13 protein-coding genes are annotated in these 13,922 nt (G+C 70.8%); 11 read left to right on the top strand and 2 right to left on the bottom strand.

All coding sequences use genetic code 11. The features are described 5' to 3' along the window. Position 1 precedes the first annotated feature (1 nt). From ACG02S_RS02870 to eptB, 5 genes are all read left to right on the top strand, one after another. Entirely contained in the window at positions 2–1,282 is a 1,281-nt protein-coding gene (locus ACG02S_RS02870; RefSeq protein WP_394468932.1) for a TolC family outer membrane protein, read from the top strand. Positions 1,283–1,444: 162 nt separating this feature from the next. Then, positions 1,445–2,752 carry an ABC transporter permease gene (locus ACG02S_RS02875; RefSeq protein WP_394468933.1) on the top strand — a complete coding sequence of 436 codons (1,308 nt, stop codon included), beginning with the start codon at positions 1,445–1,447 and terminating at the stop codon, positions 2,750–2,752. Positions 2,753–2,813: 61 nt separating this feature from the next. Further along, the gene (locus tag ACG02S_RS02880; RefSeq protein ID WP_394468934.1) at positions 2,814–4,040 is read left to right on the top strand and encodes an ABC transporter permease; all 1,227 of its coding nucleotides are present in this window, start codon (positions 2,814–2,816) and stop codon (positions 4,038–4,040) included. 46 nt (positions 4,041–4,086) lie between these two features. Next, positions 4,087–4,959: an alpha/beta hydrolase gene (locus tag ACG02S_RS02885; RefSeq protein ID WP_394468935.1), complete on the top strand. Its 873-nt coding sequence runs from the start codon at positions 4,087–4,089 to the stop codon at positions 4,957–4,959. Between the two features lie 65 nt (positions 4,960–5,024). After that, on the top strand, positions 5,025–6,701 hold the full coding sequence (eptB, locus tag ACG02S_RS02890) for a kdo(2)-lipid A phosphoethanolamine 7''-transferase (RefSeq protein ID WP_394468936.1): 1,677 nt from the start codon (positions 5,025–5,027) through the stop codon (positions 6,699–6,701). 75 nt (positions 6,702–6,776) lie between these two features. Here the strand turns inward: eptB and ACG02S_RS02895 are convergent, their stop codons facing one another. Then, complete coding sequence (locus ACG02S_RS02895) at positions 6,777–7,592, bottom strand: DUF6279 family lipoprotein (protein ID WP_394468937.1); 816 nt, start codon at positions 7,590–7,592, stop codon at positions 6,777–6,779. A gap of 34 nt (positions 7,593–7,626) precedes the next feature. Continuing rightward, positions 7,627–8,091 (bottom strand): DUF6265 family protein, encoded by a 465-nt coding sequence (locus tag ACG02S_RS02900; RefSeq protein WP_394468938.1) that lies wholly within the window; start codon positions 8,089–8,091, stop codon positions 7,627–7,629. Between the two features lie 103 nt (positions 8,092–8,194). Here ACG02S_RS02900 and ACG02S_RS02905 point away from each other — a divergent pair, with 103 nt between their 5' ends. From ACG02S_RS02905 to glcE, 6 genes are all read left to right on the top strand, one after another. After that, a complete protein-coding gene (locus ACG02S_RS02905; protein WP_394468939.1) occupies positions 8,195–8,644 on the top strand; it encodes a retropepsin-like aspartic protease family protein in 450 nt (149 codons plus the stop codon). Between the two features lie 116 nt (positions 8,645–8,760). Continuing rightward, positions 8,761–9,678 carry a TraB/GumN family protein gene (locus ACG02S_RS02910; protein WP_394468940.1) on the top strand — a complete coding sequence of 306 codons (918 nt, stop codon included), beginning with the start codon at positions 8,761–8,763 and terminating at the stop codon, positions 9,676–9,678. A gap of 23 nt (positions 9,679–9,701) precedes the next feature. After that, on the top strand, positions 9,702–10,460 hold the full coding sequence (locus ACG02S_RS02915; protein WP_394468941.1) for a PhaM family polyhydroxyalkanoate granule multifunctional regulatory protein: 759 nt from the start codon (positions 9,702–9,704) through the stop codon (positions 10,458–10,460). A gap of 32 nt (positions 10,461–10,492) precedes the next feature. Beyond that, positions 10,493–11,353 carry a substrate-binding periplasmic protein gene (locus ACG02S_RS02920; protein WP_394468942.1) on the top strand — a complete coding sequence of 287 codons (861 nt, stop codon included), beginning with the start codon at positions 10,493–10,495 and terminating at the stop codon, positions 11,351–11,353. Positions 11,354–11,366: 13 nt separating this feature from the next. After that, positions 11,367–12,845, top strand: a complete 1,479-nt coding sequence (locus tag ACG02S_RS02925; protein WP_394468943.1) for an FAD-linked oxidase C-terminal domain-containing protein — start codon at positions 11,367–11,369, stop codon at positions 12,843–12,845. Next, a complete protein-coding gene (gene glcE / locus ACG02S_RS02930; RefSeq protein WP_394468944.1) occupies positions 12,842–13,912 on the top strand; it encodes a glycolate oxidase subunit GlcE in 1,071 nt (356 codons plus the stop codon). Before ACG02S_RS02925 ends, glcE begins: the two co-directional genes overlap by 4 nt. Positions 13,913–13,922 lie beyond the last annotated feature (10 nt).

Raw genomic sequence — 13,922 nt, forward strand, 5'->3', positions numbered from 1 at the left:
GATGCGAATCTCCCTCATCGTCCTCGCGCTGCTGACGGCCACCACCGCTCGCGCCGACGACCTGCTGCAGGTCTGGGCGCAGGCCCGTGCGGCCGACCCGCTGCTGCGCCAGGCCGCCGCGCTGACGGGCGCCCAGGATGCAAGCGCACGCGAGGCCCGCGCCGCGCTGCTGCCGCAGTGGCGCCTGCAGAGCAGCGAGCTGCGCGAGACCGGTGGCGCGCGCTGGAACGCCACCACCAGCAGTATCAGCCAGACGCTCTTCGACCTGGCCGCGCTGCGCGAGTGGGATGCCAGCCGCAGCCTGGCGTCGGCACAAGGCGCGCGCCTGATCGCGGCGGAGCAGTCGGCGCGCGAGCGTGTGGCCCAGGCCTATTTCGGACTGCTGTCGGCCGAGGCTCAATTGGCCACTGCACGCGCCAACGAGGACGCCTTCGACCGCCAGGTGCGCGAGGCCGAGACGCGTTTCCAGTCCGGCCTGTCCGCCCAGGTTGAGGCCGACCAGTCACGTGCCTACCGCGAACTGGCGCGCACCACCACGCTGGCCGCCGAGGCCCAGCTGGCCGATGCTCGCGAGGCGCTGGTGCAGCTGACCGGCGCCGCCGTGCCAGCCATGCAGCCTTTGCAGCCGCTGCGCACCACGCTGGCTGCGCTGACGCTGCCCGATGACGCCGACGCCTGGAGCGCGCGTGCGCTGCAGGCCAACCCCGAGCTGCAGGCGCTGCAGCTGGAGGTGCGGGCCAGCGAGCAGCGCGTCTCGTCCGCCCGCTCCGGCCACCTGCCCACGCTGAGCCTGGGCGTGGACACGCAGCGCCAGCGCGGCGGCGGCGTACCGCTGTCGGACGCGGGCCGCACGCCCACGCAGGTCGCGCTGCGGCTGACCGTACCGTTGTTCGCGGGCGGTGCCACCAGCGCCGCAGCCGACCGCGCCGGCTTCCAGCGCGAGGCCGCGCGCGAGCAGCTCGAAGCCGGCCGCCGTGCGGTGCTGCGCGAGGTGCGCGCCCGCCACCTGGCGGTCGGGCAGGGCGAGGCGCAGCTGCGCGCTACCGCGGCTGCCGTTGCCGCCGCGCAGCGCGCGCTGGACGCCACCCGCACCGGCCTCACGCTGGGCACGCGCTCCACCACCGACCTGCTGCTGGCCATTCAGACGCTGGCCGGCGCGCAGAACGCCCAGACCCAGGCCCGCCACCGCCATGTGCTGGCGCTGCTGGCGCTGCACCTGGCCGCCGGCTCGCTCGGCGACACCGAGCTGGCCACTGTCAACGCGCTTCTGGAGACACGCTGAAATGATGAAGCCCCCACGTTCACTTCGTTCTCTGCCTTGCAGGCCGCGCCTTGGCAGTCGCTCGGCCCTTCGCCAGCCTGACAACGCCCACCGGGCGTTGTCGGTGCGGGCTCAGCCCCCCGAGGGGGCGCATCAGTGCCTTCGGGCTGCCGGGCGGCACTGATGTTCCTGCACTATCTCGAACTCGCCTGGCGCAACATCCGCGCCAGCAAGAGCCTGTCGGCGCTGATGGTGCTGGCGCTGGCGTTGGGCATCGGCGCGTGCATGACCACGCTGACCGTCTATCACGTGCTGTCCGGCGACCCGATCCCGCACAAGAGCGAGCGGCTGTTCAACGTGCAGCTGGACGCGTCCGACATGGTCGGCTGGAAGGCCGGCGAGGAGCCGACCTTCGATCTGACCCGCTTCGACGCGACAGCGCTGCTGCGCGACCGCAAGGCGCTGCGGCAGTCCATGTCCAGCGGCTTCAACACCGCGGTGTCGCTGCCCGACGCGGGCGTCAAACCCGTCTTCAGCAGCGTTCGCTACACGTCGGCCGACTTCTTCGCGATGTTCGATGCGCCGTGGCAGCACGGCGGCGGCTGGAGCGCGGCCGACGACGAGGCCGAGGCGCGGGTGGCCGTCATCTCGGCATCGCTGAACGAGAAGCTGTTCGCCGGCGCCAACAGCGTGGGCCGCGAGGTCATCGTGCGCGGCCAGCCGCTGCGCATCATCGGCGTGCTCAAGCCCTGGAAGGTGCAGCCGCACTTCTGGGACCTCACGCTGGGCAGCTACACCGAGACCGAAGACTTCTATCTGCCGTTCTCGACCGCGATGGCGCTGAGGATGGGCCACTGGGGCAACATGGACTGCTGGGGCCGCGGCGCCGGCACCGGCACGTCGCTGGACCTGGCGGCCAGCTGCTCGTGGGTTCAGTACTGGGTCGAGTTCGCCAAGCCCGAGGACGCTGCGGCCTACCGCGACTACCTTGTCGCCTACTCCGAGGCACAGCGCAAGGCAGGCCGCTTCGAGCGCCCCACCAATGTGCGGCTGCGCAGCGTGATGGACTGGCTGGGCGCGCAGAAGGTGTTGCCCGCCGACGTGCGGCTGCAGACCTGGCTGGCCTTCGGCTTCCTGGCTGTCTGCGTCGTCAACATGGTGGGCCTCCTGCTGGCCAAGACGCTGCGCCGCAGCGGCGAAATCGGCGTGCGCCGCGCGCTGGGCGCCACGCGTGGCGACATCTTCCACCAGTTCCTCGTCGAGGCCGGCGTGCTGGGCGGGGCCGGTGCGCTGCTGGGCCTGCTGTTCGCGCAGGGCGGCCTGTGGCTGGTGCGCCAGAGCCCCAACGAATACGCCCGACTGGCCGAGCTGGATGCGTCCATGCTGGCGCTGACGCTGGGCCTGGCGCTGCTGGCCAGCCTCATCGCCGGCCTGCTGCCGGCTTGGCGCGCCGCGCTGGTCACCCCCGCCGTGCAGCTGAAAGTTCAGTGAACTTGAGTGCCAGACCGCCCGAGCGCAGCGAGTCGCTCTGGCACCCACTTACGAGAGCGATATGTTCAAAGACCTGATGCCCATCCTCTCCACGCTGCGCCGCCACAAGATCGCGGCCGGCCTCATCGTGCTGGAGGTGGCGCTGACTTGCGCCCTCGTCACCAATGCATTGCATCTCATCCAGACCCGCATCGAGGCGCTGAACACCGACAGCGGCTTGGCCGAGTCGGAGATCGCCGTGCTGAACCTGCGCGGCAGCCGGCCGCTGGCGCCGGAGCGCTCGGCGACCGTCGTCAGCGAGGATCTCGCGCGCCTGCGCGCGCTACCGGGCCTGAAGGCGGTCACGGTGTCCAACCAGATCGTCTACGGCAACAACAGCAACAACAGTGGCGTCTCCCTGGAGCCCGAGAGCAAGGGCCTGCGCGTGGGCGCGGCGCAGTACGCGTCCGACGACCAGATGCTGTCCACCTTCGGCCTCAAGCTGATCGAAGGCCGCAACTTCACGCCGGAGGAAGTGCTCGACAACTTCCAGGTCTTCAGCACGCCCGATCCAAAGATCGGGCAGCTCATCATCAACAAGGTGATGGCCGAGCGACTCTTCCCGGGCCAGTCGGCTCTGGGCAAGCGGGTCTACATTTTCGGCAACTCGCCATCGACCATCATCGGTATCGTCGACACGTTGACGCACACGCAACTGCACCGGGCGCGCGGCGGCAACAACGGCGGCAACGCGATGATCCTGCCGCTGCGCGGCGGTGGCTCCTACGTCATCCGCGCCGAGGCCGGCCAGCTCGATGCGCAGATCAAGGCGGTCACCGCCGCGCTGGAGGCGGTCGACCCGACCCGTGTGGTCACTCAGGCCCGCCCGTTGACGCAGATGCGCGCCGAGTTCTACGCTCAGGACCGCGCGATGGCCTGGCTGATGGGTGGCGTCTGCGTGGCGCTGCTGCTGGTGACGGCCATGGGCATCGTCGGCCTGGCCAGCTTCTGGGTGCAGCAGCGCACGCGCATGATCGGCACGCGCCGCGCACTGGGCGCCACCGAGGCGCAGGTGCGGCGCTACTTCCAGCTGGAGAACCTGCTGCTGACGACCACCGGCATCGTCATCGGTACAGCCGGCGCCGTGGCCCTTAGCCAGCTGCTGATGCAGCACTACGAACTGGCGCGGCTGCCCTGGGTCTACCTTCCGGCCGGCGCGTTGGCGCTGTGGCTGCTGGGGCAGGCGGCGGTGTGGGTGCCGGCGCGGCGTGCGGCGCGGTTGTCTCCGGTCGCCGCATTGCGCAGCTGAAACCGGGCGCCGCACGCGGCTTTGCCGGGGCTGGCACCATGCGCGGATGACGTCTCGCACCGTTCCGTTCCGCCGCCTGGTCGGCCTTGCCTTGCTCGCCGTCACCGCGCTGGGCCTGCAAGTGGGCTGCGCGACGCTGGACGAACGCCAGCGCGACTGGATTTTCCAGCCCAGTGACCGCACCTGGACCGGCGGACTGGCCGCGGCGCAGGGCATGCAGGACGTGTGGATCCCGTTCAGCAGCCAGCTCGACGAGTCGCGCGGCGCCGAGGTGCGCCTGCACGGCCTGTGGCTGCCCCAGGCCGACCCGCAAGCGCCCGTGCTGCTCTACCTGCACGGCGCGCGCTACGACGTGCGCGGCAGTGCGCCGCGCATGCGCCGCATGCACGAGCTGGGTTTCGCGGTGCTGGGCGTGGACTACCGCGGTTTCGGCAAGAGCACCGCGGGCCTGCCGTCCGAGGCCATGGCCGCCGAGGACGCCCGTGCCGCGTGGGACTGGGTCGCGCAGCAGCACCCCGGCGCGCGCCGCTTCATATTCGGCCACTCGCTGGGCGGTGCCATCGCGGTCGACCTGGCCAGCCGGGTGGGCGACGAGGCGGGGCTCATCGTGGAAGGCAGCTTCACGTCCATCCCCGACGTCGTTTCCACCTTCCGCTGGGGCTGGCTGCCGGTATCGCCGCTGATCACGCAGCGATTCGATGCCGCCTCGCGCGTGGCCGAGATCGGCTCGCCGCTGCTTGTGGTGCACGGCAGCCGCGACAGCCTGATCCCGCACCGCCTGGGCCAGCAGCTGTACGAGCGCGCCCGCGAGCCCAAGCTTTTCGTGCTGGTGGAGGGCGGCTCGCACCACAACACCAATGCGGTGGGGCAGGGGCAGTACCGCGAGGCGTTGAACGCGCTGTTCGGGCTCGGGTCTTAGGCGGCGCCCGCGCCGGCTGGGCGACGCCGCTGAGCGCCGCGCCAGGCGCAGCGATTAACCCCACCATGACCATGCCTCATTCCCGCACTTCCTTGCCGCTCGCGGCGCCGCTGCTGCTGGGCAGCTATCAGGCGCTGTGCCTGAACGCGCCCGAGCTTTGGGAGCGTCTGGGCGCATTGCGCGCCACCGCCAGCCCCCTCTCAGCCTGGCTGACCGTCGTTGCCGAGGCAGGAATGGTGCTGGGTGTGTGCGTGATGCTGGCCCTGCTGCTGGCGGTTGCGGGGCGCCGCACGCTGCTGCTGGGCGGCGGGGCCATGGTGCTGCTGTCGGCGGCGGCCAGCTACTACATGGTCCGGTTCGACGTGGTCATCGGCTACGGCATCGTGCAGGCCGTGATGGCCAGCGACCAGGCCCTGTCGCGCGAGAAGCTGAGCCAGGGCCTGATGCTGTGGGTGCTGTTGCTGGGCGTGTTGCCGCTGGCCGCCTGGTGGTGGCTGTGCTTGCGGCGCCGTGCGGCGCGGGCCGGGCAGCGGGTGCGTCACGTGTGGCCGCCGCGCCTGCTGCTGCTTGGCGGTGCACTCACGCTGGCGCTCGGCAGTCATGCCGCCGTGCGGCACCAGGCGGAGCAGCAGCCCGGCGGCAAGCCAGCGGTCAGCGCCTCCGGGCTGGTGGCGCACCGCTACGTGCCCACCAACTGGATGTCGGGCCTGGGCATGACGGTGGCCAACCGGGCCACCGCCGCGCTGCGAGCCGGCCAGCTCGGCGACCCGGCCGAGCAGTTCAGCTACCGCGAAGCCACGCCGTTGGACGACCTGACCGTGGTGCTCGTCATCGGCGAGACCACGCGGTACGACCACCTGGGTCTGCTGGGCTATGGGCGCGACACCACACCCCGGCTGAGCCGGGAGGCCGATCTGGTGGCCTTCCGCGCCGAGTCCTGCGACACGTCGACGCGGCTGTCGCTGGCCTGCATGTTCGTGCGGCCCGAAGGTGTGGAAACCGGCCAGGGCCTGGCGCCAGACCAGATCCACGAGGACAAGGTGTTCAGCGTCTTTCGCGAGCTGGGCTTCGGCATCGAGCTGTTCGCCATGCAGAGCGAAGTGGGTTTCTATCACCGCGTGGGGCCGGATTTCTACAAGATGCGCGAGGTCATCGTTGAAGGTGCCGACCCGGCGCAACCGCAGGTGGTCGACGGCCTGCTGCTGCCTGAGGTCGACGCCTCGCTCCAGCGCCACCCGAAGGGCCGTCACCTCATCGTGCTGCACAAGAAGGGGTCGCATTTCATGTACAGCCAGCGCTACCCGCGGGCGTTCGCGCGCTGGACGCCGGAGTGCACGGAGGCGGACGGCAGCTGCGGACGTGAGCAGCTGGTCAACGCGTACGACAACTCGGTGCTGTACGGTGATCACGTGCTGGGTGAACTGCTCGACCGGCTGAGAGGCCGCAAGGCGCTGGTGGTGTTCACGTCGGATCACGGCGAGTCCATTGGCGACGGTGCGCACTTCCACGGCACGCCGCGCGCCATCGCACCGCCTGAGCAGCGCCGGGTGCCGCTGATGTTCTGGGGCTCGCCGGCGCTGTTGGCCGACCCGGTCCACCGCGAAGCCTTCGCCCGGTTGCGCCAGCGCGCCGATAGCAACCACCCCGCCGCGCACCGGCACTTGTTTGCCAGCATGCTGGGCTGCCTGTCCATCCAGTCGCCCGACGGCGGTGTCACGCCGGCCGACAACCTTTGCCACTAGAGGCGCGTGACGGCGCTGCCGGCAGCACTGAACCCGTGAGGCGTGCCTCAGCGGGGTCGGCAGGCCTCAGCGGGATCAGCGGGCACCCAGGCTGCTCAGCTGCGCAGACAGCTCCTGCCAGTGCTTGAGCACCTCTTCGCGCTGCTCGGCGCTGAGGCCGTTGAGCACCTTCAGCAAGCTGGTGATGACCTCCTCGCGGTAGGCCTGCTCGGCCGGTTGCGGCTGCAGGTTGCGCATCAGCAGCGCCGTGCCGCCGGCCAGGTCCTGGCGCGACCAGGCCCGCAGCGCGTCCAGCGTGCGCGCCTGGCGCGCCGCGCGGCCCTGCGCCATCGTCGTCAGGTCGAAACGCCACTGGGCCGCCTCGGCTCGCGCCTCGCGGCGCGTGGAGCGGTCTAGGTCACCCAACCAGCGCTCCAGGTTGTTCGAGAAGCGCTTGCCACGCTCCCCGGCGCCGTCAGCGCCCGCGTTTTTCTCGCGCCACTCCTCTGTCTTCTCGTCCATCTTCTTCTGCAGGTGCGCCCACTGTTCGGGCCGCAGGCCGGCCAGCAGCGGCGCGGCCAGCGGGGCCGCGTGCTGCAGGCTGCGCTCGGCGCTGGCACGGGCGCCGCGCTCGAGCGCCAGCAACTCGTCGCGCGTGACGCCGCCTTCCAGCGACTGGCGCGCCTGCACCAGCAGCGCCTGCAACTGCGGCAATTCCTCGCGGCGGTGCCAGGCCTGCCAGATTTGCAGTTGATCTTTCAAGCGCTGGCGTTGCGTGCTGTCCAGGTCGAAGTAGCTGCCGGCCCACAGGCTGGCGGCCAGCGGCAGCTGCTGGTAGGCCAGCGTCAGGCTGGAGCAGCCGGCGATGACCAGCAGGCAAAGCAGGGCGGCGAAGCTCTTGAGGGTACGCATGCGACGCTGACGGCAATCCGCGTGCCTGAGCGCATCACGGGCAGGGGGTTCGTTGCATCGCGAAGTCGATGCCTCGCACCTTGCCGTTGATTTCGCCTTCGATGCGAGCCAGCATGCCGGCACTGCCGTCGCGGCGGTACATGACGCGCTGCGGGAAGTCATGGTCACGGTTTTCGAACACCGCTTCTGCCTCTCCTTGGGAACGCAGCGGGAACGCCGTGGGCGCCCGGCCCTGCGGCTGGGCAATGAAGCTCAGCCGGCCGTCGGCGTCGGCACGCAGCTGCATGAACTCGAACTCGGTGACGCGCCCGCCTTTGACGATGCGCGCCATGCCCAGCATCACCCCTGCGGCCGGTGCCATCCATTGCTCCACGGAGCCGGGCTCTCGGCCGGTCTGGGTCCAGCAACCCGCCATCCAGGCGACGGGTGTGAGCGGGTCAGGTTGTGCCTGCGCGAAAGGGGCACTGGCGGCGAGCACAAGAGTGGGCAGCAGTTTCATGCACGGCATTTTTCTGCGGCGGGGTTATCGTTGGCGCCCACGCAAACCCTTGCCCTCGCCGCCACCCGTGTCTCGCCCCGACTTGTCCCACACGCTGAAACTGATGACCATCTGGCTGTTGATCGGCCTGGTCTTGTTCCTCGGCTTCAAGTTCTGGGAGCGCGAGCGCGAGGCCAGCCGCTTCCAGCTGGCCGGCGGCGTCGTCGTGCTGACGCGCGCGCCCGATGGCCACTTCCACTGGCCAGGCCGCGTGGGCAACATCGAGGTGGACTTCCTGGTGGACACCGGCGCCACATCGACGGCGTTGCCGCAGGCGCTGGCCGAGCGTGCCGGCCTGCAGCCGCTGGGGCCGGTGCGCGTCCACACGGCCGGTGGCGCGATGGACGGGTTCGTCGCCCGCGCCGACGTCGGGCTGGAAGGCGGCGTCAGCGCCCGGCGCCTGACCGTCACCGTTCTGCCCAACCTGCAGGCCCCGTTGCTGGGCATGGACGTGCTGGGCCGGCTGCACTTCTCGCAGAAGCCGGGCGAACTTCGCATCACGCCCGCGGAATGAGACCACCCCCGACGCGCTTCGCGCGCCCCTTCCAGGGGGCACTGCCGACGGCCTGGCAAAGCCGGTTTCGTGGCGGTCACTCGGTCGCGCCAAGAGCCCGGCACGCCGCTATTTCCATGGTCATTCATCGCTGTTTTCTGCTGGTGTTGCTGTGTTGCGGTATGGCGCATGCCGCCTGTCCTTCCCCGCCGGCGCTGCCCACGACGCAGCAGGCCGCCGCCTGGGCCGCGCAGGCGCCCGACCGCGGTCCGCTGTGGCGCATCAGCCGCGATGGCCACAGCAGCTTCCTGTTCGGCAGCCTGCACGTCGGCAAGGCCGACTGGGCCTACCCCGGCCCCGCGCTGCGCGCCGCCTGGGCCCAGACCGACGTACTGGCGGTGGAGCTGGACCCCGCCGACGTGGCGCCCGCGCTGCAGGCGGCCGGGCCGGGAGCGCCGCTGGCGCCGCCACTGGCCGCCCGCCTGGAGGCACAGGCCCGTGCCGCCTGCCTGCCGCCCGGCGCGCTCAGCGCCCTGCCGGCCATGCTCCAGCTCAGCGTGCTGACGCTGATGGAGGCGCGCCGCGACGGCTTCGACGCCGGCTTCGGCCAGGACCTGATGCTGCTGGCCTGGGCCAAGGCCGAGCGCCGCCCGGTGCAGGCGCTGGAGACGCTGCGGGAGCAGCTGGAGGCCATCGCGCCACCGCCGGACCAGCTGCCCCAGATCGTCGACGGCGCACTGCGCCAGCTGCAGCGCGGCGAGCTGCGTGTGCCGCTGCGCCGGCTGGCGGATGCCTGGCAGCGCGCCGACATGCAGACGCTGGCCGATTACCCGCGCTGGTGCGGCTGTGCCGACACGCCCGCCGAGCGCGCCTGGTTCAAGCGCATCAACGACGACCGTAATGTGCAGCTGGCCGCGCGAATCGCCGCCGCGCACGCCACCGGCCAGCGCCTGCTGGTGGCCGTGGGTGCGTTGCACATGAGCGGCCCGCAGGCGCTGCCCCGGCTGCTGGCCGAGCGCGGCTTCACCGTCGAAGCGCTGCGGCCCGCGAAGTAGCATCCCCTTCATTGGAGGCAGACATGACTGACAACAGCTTCACCAAGCTCGTCCCCGGCTTCGACTTCCTGCAGGGCCTCGTCAAGAACGCCGGCTCGGCGCTGCCAGGCATCGGCCAGTGGGTGGCGCCGACGCTGAACCCCGAGGAGCTGGAAAAGCGCATCGAGGAGCTGCGCACGGTGCAGTTCTGGCTGGAGCAGAACGCGCGCATGCTGGCCGCCACCATCCAGGCGCTGGAGGTGCAGCGCATGACGCTGTCCACGCTGCAGACGATGAACGTGCCGCTGGCGCAGCTGCGCGACACGCTGAAGCTGCCCGAGGTGCCGGCCTGGCCGGCGGAGCCGCCGCCTGCGGCCCAGGCCGCCTCCAAGACGGTCACGCGCACGGTGAAGGCCGCCACCCAGACCGCCGCCGACGCCGCGAAGGCCGCCGCAGCCAACCCGGCGGCCGCCATCGACCCCACGCAATGGTGGAGCGCGCTGAGCCAGCAGTTCACGCAGCTGGCCGCCACGGCGATGAAGGACACCGCCACCGATGCAGCCAAGAACCTGGCCGGCAGCCTGGTCAAGCAGAGCTTTGACGCCGCCAGCGACACGCTGCGCAAGGCGGCCACCATGCCCAGTGCGGTGGTGGGCAGCGTCGCCAAGGGCTTCGCGGCCGGTGCTGCCAAGACGACGGCGTCGGCCCGCAAGCGCACCGCAGCGCCGGCGCTGAAGTCGCCAGCGTCCAAGGCGCCCAAGGCTGCAGCCAAGACCGCCTCCGCCGTCCGCCGCAAGGCCTGACGGCAACTGCCCGCAGGCCTTCCGGGAGGCAGATGAGGCGCCGCCTGCTGCTGACGCTGGCCGCGCCTGCGGCCTGGGCGTCCCCCGGCGAAGCGGCCGGGCCGCCTCTCGTCTACCCCCGGCGCGACCCGGGCCGCGCAGCGTTCTGGACGTATCTGCAGGCCGTGCTTAAGCTGGCCATTGAACGCAGCGGCAGCCACTACGAACTGGCCGAGTCCCGCCTGCCCATGACACAGGCCCGCGTGGTGCGCGAGCTGGCCGATGCCAGCGGTAAGTTGGATCTGGCCTGGACCATGACCAGCCTGGAGCGCGAGGCGCAGATGCTGCCGGTGCGCGTGCCGCTGGATCGTGGGCTCATCGGCTGGCGCATCGCCTTCGTCAGGCCGGGCGATGTGGACCGCTGGCGCGACCTCCACGGCCTGGCCGACCTGCGCCGCTACGTGGCCGGCCAGGGGCGCGACTGGCCCGACACCGACATTCTGCGGGCCAACGGCCTGCCGGTGGAGGGCGCCAGTCGCTTCGAGGTGCTGTTCGACATGCTGCGCCTTGGCCGCATCGACTACTTCCCGCGCGCGGTGTTCGAGGTTGATGACGAGGCGGCCAGTCCCTTCGCCCGCGAGCTGGCGGTGGAGCCCCATGTGCTGCTGCGCTATCCAGCCGCTTCCTACCTGTTCGTCCGGCCCGACCGGCCTCAGCTGGCCGTCGACCTGCAGCGCGGCATGGAGGCGGCGGTGGCCGATGGCAGTCTGGCCCGTCTGTTCCAGCAACAGTTTGGTGACCTGTTCCGCCGCCACCGTTTGCAGCAGCGTCAACAGTTGCAGCTGAAAAACCCTTTGTTGCCCCCCGCCACCCCCTTGAACAAGCCGTCCTACTGGCTGGTCATCGACAGCTAAAGTCCCGGCCACCATGAACGCACCGTTTGATCTTGCGGCCCGACGCGCAGCAGTCGTTGCCGCGCTGGCACCGCTGCTGCCCGCGCACGCGCTGCTGAGCCAGTCGGAGCAGACCACCCCGTACGAATGCGACGGCCTCACCGCCTACCGCCAGCGCCCGCTGGCGGTGGCGCTGCCCGAGACCGAGGCGCAGGTGGCCGCCGTGCTCAAGGCCTGCCATGCCTTGGGCGTTCCCGTTGTCGCCCGCGGTGCCGGCACCGGCCTGTCTGGCGGCGCCATGCCGCACGAACTTGGCGTCACACTCGCGCTGGCCAAGTTCAACAGCATCGTCAAGCTGGACCCGCTGGCCCGCACCGCGCGCGTGCAGTGCGGCGTGCGCAACCTCGCCATCTCCGAGGCCGCCGCCGCCCACGGCCTGTACTACGCGCCCGACCCCAGCAGCCAGATCGCCTGCACCATTGGCGGCAACATCGCCGAGAACTCGGGCGGCGTGCACTGCCTGAAGTACGGCCTGACGCTGCACAACGTGCTGCGCGTGCGCGGCTTCACGGCCGAGGGCGAGGCCGTCGAGTTCGGCTCGGAGGCCCTGGATTGCCCGGGGCTGGACCTGCTGGCGCTGGTGATCGGCAGCGAGGGCATGCTGGCCGTCGTCACCGAAGTCACCGTCAAGCTCGTGCCCAAGCCGCGCCTGGCGCGCTGCCTGATGGCCAGCTTCGACGACGTGCGCAAGGCCGGCGACGCGGTGGCTGCCATCATCGCCGCCGGCATCATTCCGGCGGGCCTCGAGATGATGGACAAGCCGATGACGGCCGCCGTCGAAGACTTCGTGCACGCCGGCTACGACCTGACTGCCGAAGCCATCCTGCTGTGCGAGAGCGACGGCACGCCGGAAGAAGTGGCCGAGGAGATCGCCCGCATGGACGCCGTGCTGCGCGCCAGCGGCGCCACCGAGGTGCAGGTCAGCGCCGACGAAGCCCAGCGGCTGAAGTTCTGGAGCGGCCGCAAGAACGCCTTCCCGGCGTCGGGCCGCATCAGCCCCGACTACCTGTGCATGGACTCCACCATCCCGCGCAAACACCTCGCCACCATCCTGCTGGACATCCAGCAGATGGAGAAGAAATACGGCCTGCGCTGCGCCAACGTCTTCCACGCCGGCGACGGTAACCTTCACCCGCTGATCCTGTTCGACGCCAACGACCCCGACCAGCTGCATCGCTGCGAGCAGTTCGGCGCCGAGATCCTGGAGCGCAGTGTGGCCCTGGGCGGCACGGTGACCGGCGAGCACGGCGTGGGGGTGGAGAAGCTGAACTCCATGTGCGTGCAGTTCAGCGATGCGGAGCGCGAGCAGATGCTGGCGCTGAAGTCGGCATTCGACCCACAGGGCACGCTGAACCCCGGCAAGCAGATCCCGACGCTGTCGCGTTGCGCCGAGTACGGGCGCATGCACGTCAAGCGCGGCCTGCTGGCGTTTCCTGAGCTGGAGCGGTTTTGAAGTTCGACGACCTGCAAGCGCAGATCCGCGATGCGCGCACGCCGCTGCGCATCACCGGCCACGGCAGTAAGGACTTCTACGGCGAGGCACCGCAAGGCGAGCCGCTGTCCACGCTGGCGCTGAACGGCATCACGGCCTACGAGCCCAGCGAGCTGTACGTCAGCGTGCTGGCCGGCACGCCGCTGGCGGACCTGGAAGGCGCACTCGCGCAGCAGCGGCAGCGGCTGGCTTTCGAGCCGCCGCGCTTCAACGGCCGCGGCACGGTCGGCGGCATGGTGTCGGCCGGGCTGTCGGGCCCCACGCGGGCCGCGTTGGGTTCCGTGCGCGACCACCTGCTGGGCGCCGTGCTGATCAACGGCCAGGGCGAGCTGCTGAGCTTTGGCGGTACGGTCATGAAGAACGTGGCCGGCTTCGACGTCAGCCGCGTGCTGGCCGGCGCGATGGGGCAACTGGGGCTGATCACCGAGGTGACGCTGAAGGTGTTGCCGCTGCCCGCCGCGACGGCAACGCTGCGCTTTGACCTCGATCAAGGCGCCGCGCTGACGGCGCTGAACCGCTGGGGCGGCGAGCCGCTGCCCATCGAGGCCAGCGCCTGGTGGGACGGCGCGCTGGTGTTGCGCTTGGCTGGGGCGGTGGCGGCTGTGGAGTCCGCCTGCGCGAAGCTGGGCGGCGACGTCATCCCGGCGGACCTGGCAGCGGGCTTCTGGACCGGCCTGCGCGACCACGCCGACGAGTTCTTCATCGGCGCCGAGCGCGCCGTGGCCGTCGGCGCGCGACTGTGGCGCCTGAGCCTGCCCAGCACGGCGCCGGCGCTGAAGCTGCGTGGCGAGCAGCTCATCGAATGGGGTGGCGCGCAGCGCTGGGTCGTCACGCCGATGGAGCCCGGTGCGCTGCGCGACGCCGTGAGCGCGGTGGGCGGACACGCGACGCTGTTCCGCGCGAAGGACAAGTCGCCCGGCGTGTTCGCGCCGCTGTCGCCACCGCTTGCCATGATCCACAAGCGGCTGAGGGCCGCGTTCGACCCGCACCGCGTCTTCAACCCCGGCCGGCTCTACCCGAACCTCTGACTGCAGTACC

The organism is Pelomonas dachongensis (assembly GCF_043555865.1).
Classification (GTDB): Bacteria; Pseudomonadota; Gammaproteobacteria; order Burkholderiales; family Burkholderiaceae_C; genus Pelomonas; species Pelomonas dachongensis.

What these genes read in the sequence shown, in the direction of transcription:
- ACG02S_RS02920 (WP_394468942.1), top strand. Translation starts at nt 10,493, where the DNA reads ATGAGGCGCCGCCTGCTGCTGACGCTGGCCGCGCCTGCGGCCTGGGCG.
- ACG02S_RS02885 (WP_394468935.1), top strand. Translation starts at nt 4,087, where the DNA reads ATGACGTCTCGCACCGTTCCGTTCCGCCGCCTGGTCGGCCTTGCCTTG.
- ACG02S_RS02875 (WP_394468933.1), top strand. Translation starts at nt 1,445, where the DNA reads ATGTTCCTGCACTATCTCGAACTCGCCTGGCGCAACATCCGCGCCAGC.
- ACG02S_RS02895 (WP_394468937.1), bottom strand. Translation starts at nt 7,592, where the DNA reads ATGCGTACCCTCAAGAGCTTCGCCGCCCTGCTTTGCCTGCTGGTCATC.
- ACG02S_RS02870 (WP_394468932.1), top strand. Translation starts at nt 2, where the DNA reads ATGCGAATCTCCCTCATCGTCCTCGCGCTGCTGACGGCCACCACCGCT.
- ACG02S_RS02900 (WP_394468938.1), bottom strand. Translation starts at nt 8,091, where the DNA reads ATGAAACTGCTGCCCACTCTTGTGCTCGCCGCCAGTGCCCCTTTCGCG.
- ACG02S_RS02880 (WP_394468934.1), top strand. Translation starts at nt 2,814, where the DNA reads ATGTTCAAAGACCTGATGCCCATCCTCTCCACGCTGCGCCGCCACAAG.
- ACG02S_RS02925 (WP_394468943.1), top strand. Translation starts at nt 11,367, where the DNA reads ATGAACGCACCGTTTGATCTTGCGGCCCGACGCGCAGCAGTCGTTGCC.
- eptB (WP_394468936.1), top strand. Translation starts at nt 5,025, where the DNA reads ATGACCATGCCTCATTCCCGCACTTCCTTGCCGCTCGCGGCGCCGCTG.
- ACG02S_RS02905 (WP_394468939.1), top strand. Translation starts at nt 8,195, where the DNA reads ATGACCATCTGGCTGTTGATCGGCCTGGTCTTGTTCCTCGGCTTCAAG.
- ACG02S_RS02910 (WP_394468940.1), top strand. Translation starts at nt 8,761, where the DNA reads ATGGTCATTCATCGCTGTTTTCTGCTGGTGTTGCTGTGTTGCGGTATG.
- ACG02S_RS02915 (WP_394468941.1), top strand. Translation starts at nt 9,702, where the DNA reads ATGACTGACAACAGCTTCACCAAGCTCGTCCCCGGCTTCGACTTCCTG.